Source organism: Caballeronia sp. (genome assembly GCF_049581465.1).
Lineage (GTDB): Bacteria > Pseudomonadota > Gammaproteobacteria > Burkholderiales > Burkholderiaceae > Caballeronia.
The window spans coordinates 1-2,808 of record NZ_JBAUSA010000828.1 but is presented as its reverse complement, the minus strand read 5'-3'; the positions used below and the strand labels follow the sequence as shown (position 1 = coordinate 2,808).

The window sequence follows — 2,808 nt, the reverse complement described above, 5'->3', positions numbered from 1 at the left end:
CGCCTCCGCTTCATGAGCCTCACGCTGTGCTTGCTCCCGCTCGGCGGCCTCGCGCGCTTCTGCTTCACGTGCGTCGGCTTCTCGTTGTGCGACGGCGCGTGCGTCCGCTTCGCGGGCTTCGCGCTCCGCTTGCTCACGTGCTTCCGCCTCACGTTGCGCCGCTGCGCGCGCTTGCGCTTCAACTGCCTCGCGTTCCGCTTGTTCCCGCGCTTGCGCTTGCTCACGCAGTGCAGCTTCACGCTCGGCTGCTTCTTGCTCCGCTGCCGCCTTTTCGGCCGCTATCCGCTCTGCCTCGACGCTGCCGGGTCGAGGCGGCGTGAAAGCACGATGAAGCGCCGCAGGCGCATCGGGCATGAACGGCGCGCGGCGGGCATCCTCGTCTCGAGCCGGCGCCGATGCCGGGCTTGCCGTTTCGTCGACGATATTCTCTACGTGGCCTTCGGCGGACGGTTCCGGGACGGCGTCGTCCTCGCTCGGCGTTTCGAACGATTGGGCCGCCTCGTAACTTTCGATACTTGCCGCCACCCCATTCAGTTCGCTTTGATCTCGCTGGACCGCGACCCCCTCGAGATCGGCTGCGCCAGTCGTGGCCGGCACATCCGAATGCTCTGCCAACGGAGCGTCCGGCGTCTCGCTGAGCCGCCTTTGCGTCGATACAACCGGCGACTCCCCCGAAGAACCCTGCTCAACAGCGACGCGTTCGGCTTCGCTACGGGCATATCGGCGACGTTTTGCCAGACGCCAGGCTAAAACGAGCAGCGCAACCAGAATGGCGATGCCAGCAAATAAGCCGATCGGCAAGCGATCAGACCCTTCATCGGCAACTTGGGTCGACGCAGTGCTTACTGGCACCGGGTTCGCCACTGCGGGACTGGACGCGACCGGCTGAGCCTCGGACGTCGCCACTGCGGCGTCTGACGCCCCGACCCCACCAGAGGCACCCACCGCGACCGCCCCGCTTGCGCTGGCGCTGGCGCCCTCAAGCGTCCCATTGACATTCGATGCGACGCCTGAAGGCGCCGCAGCAGATTCAACGCTGCTAGCTTCCTTTACGGTCGAAGCGGCTGGCGCGGCCATCGCTGCGGCCGGGGTTGAAACCGCTGCTGCCGTCGAAGCTGGCGTGACTGAAGCCGCGGCCGCTGCCGGTGCAACTACCGCAGCAGCGGGACCCGAAGCGGCCGCTACTGCTGCTGGAGCCGAGGCGGCAACCGAACCAGAAGCGCCCGCCGAACCATCGCCCGTACTCGGTATGGTCAGCACGGCCCCAAGCCTCATTTTGCTCGGATCGTGGTGCATGAACGCGTTCGGATTGGCATCGAACAGCGCGCGCGCCATGGTGTCGCGCACGGTCCGATCGGTCGATCCTGTGATTTCTCCGGCCACATCGGTTACCGACTGGCCCGGCTTCACGGTGTATTGCGTGCCTCCCGCCGAAATCCCGGGCGATGAAGCCGACGCCGCCGACGCCGACGCCGCTATAGCGGCGCTCGCCTGAGCATGAGCATCGAACGAAGCAGCCGTTCCTGACAGCACACCCACGAGGCTTGCCGCGACCAGCGCCGCGCGCAGCGTACGGCTGTAGCGGCGAGGCTGTGAATGCAGCGGCCGACTCGAACGAACGATCATTGATACTCCAGGCGTGTGGACAATAAAACGGGGTTGAGTTGCGGCCAAAACCATGGCGCTACACAACAAAAGAACAATAAAAAAGCGCCGCGCAAGCGCGACGCTTATCTCAAAACTAACGCGTCGTAACGCGCAGTTTACTTTACTTGTCCAACAGAATGCGAAGCATCCGGCGCAACGGTTCGGCGGCGCCCCACAACAACTGATCACCCACCGTGAACGCCGACAGATATTCGCCGCCCATTGCCAGTTTGCGCAAGCGGCCGACCGGCACGCCGAGCGAACCCGTGACCACAGCCGGCGACAAATCGCGGATCGACGCTTCGCGCTCGTTCGGCACAACTTTCACCCAATCATTGGCCTTGGCCAGGATGTCGTGCACCTCGTCCAGCGGCACGTCCTTGGTGAGCTTGATGGTCAGGGCCTGCGAGTGGCAGCGCATTGCGCCGATCCGCACGCACAGTCCGTCGACAGGAACCGAACCTGGCTGGCCCATTGCAGGCTTTCCCAGGATCTTGTTGGTTTCAGCGCCGCCCTTCCACTCTTCCTTCGACATCCCGTTGCCGAGATCCTTGTCGATCCACGGAATCAGGGACCCCGCCAGCGGCACACCGAAATGATCGATCGGCATGCGCTCGCCGTTCATGGCGGCCAGGACGCGCTTGTCGATATCCAGGATCGCCGACGCCGGATCAGCCAGATCTTCCTTGGCTGCGCCATAGAGAACACCCATCTGCTGCAACAGTTCGCGCATGTTCTGCGCGCCTGCGCCCGAGGCCGCCTGATACGTCATGGCAGTTGTCCATTCGACCAGATTCTGGTTGAACAAGCCACCCAACGCCATCAGCATCAGGCTGACCGTGCAATTTCCGCCGATGAAATTCTTGCCGCCCTTGACCAGCGAATCCTTGATGACGTTCAGGTTCACCGGATCGAGGATGATCACTGCTTCGTCCTTCATGCGCAGCGAAGACGCCGCGTCAATCCAGTAACCCTTCCAGCCTGCCGCGCGTAGCTTCGGAAACACGTCATTCGTGTAGTCGCCGCCCTGGCACGTGATGATGACGTCGCACTTTTTCAGGTCGTCGATGCTCGTCGCATCCTTGAGTTTCGTCTCGTTTTTCGTGAACGACGGCGCATTGCCGCCCACATTGCTGGTGCTGAAAAACACCGGTTCGATCA

At 63.2% G+C, this 2,808-nt stretch carries 1 protein-coding gene and 1 pseudogene; both read right to left on the bottom strand.

Translation table 11 applies throughout. The features are described from left to right. Positions 1 to 1,626 (bottom strand): annotated as a pseudogene (locus WCA53_RS20395) (hypothetical protein); the annotation flags it as partial. Between the two features lie 142 nt (positions 1,627 to 1,768). Beyond that, positions 1,769 to 2,806, bottom strand: a complete 1,038-nt coding sequence (gene asd / locus WCA53_RS20390) for an aspartate-semialdehyde dehydrogenase (RefSeq protein ID WP_423914898.1) — start codon at positions 2,804 to 2,806, stop codon at positions 1,769 to 1,771. Between the last annotated feature and the right edge of the window lie 2 nt (positions 2,807 to 2,808).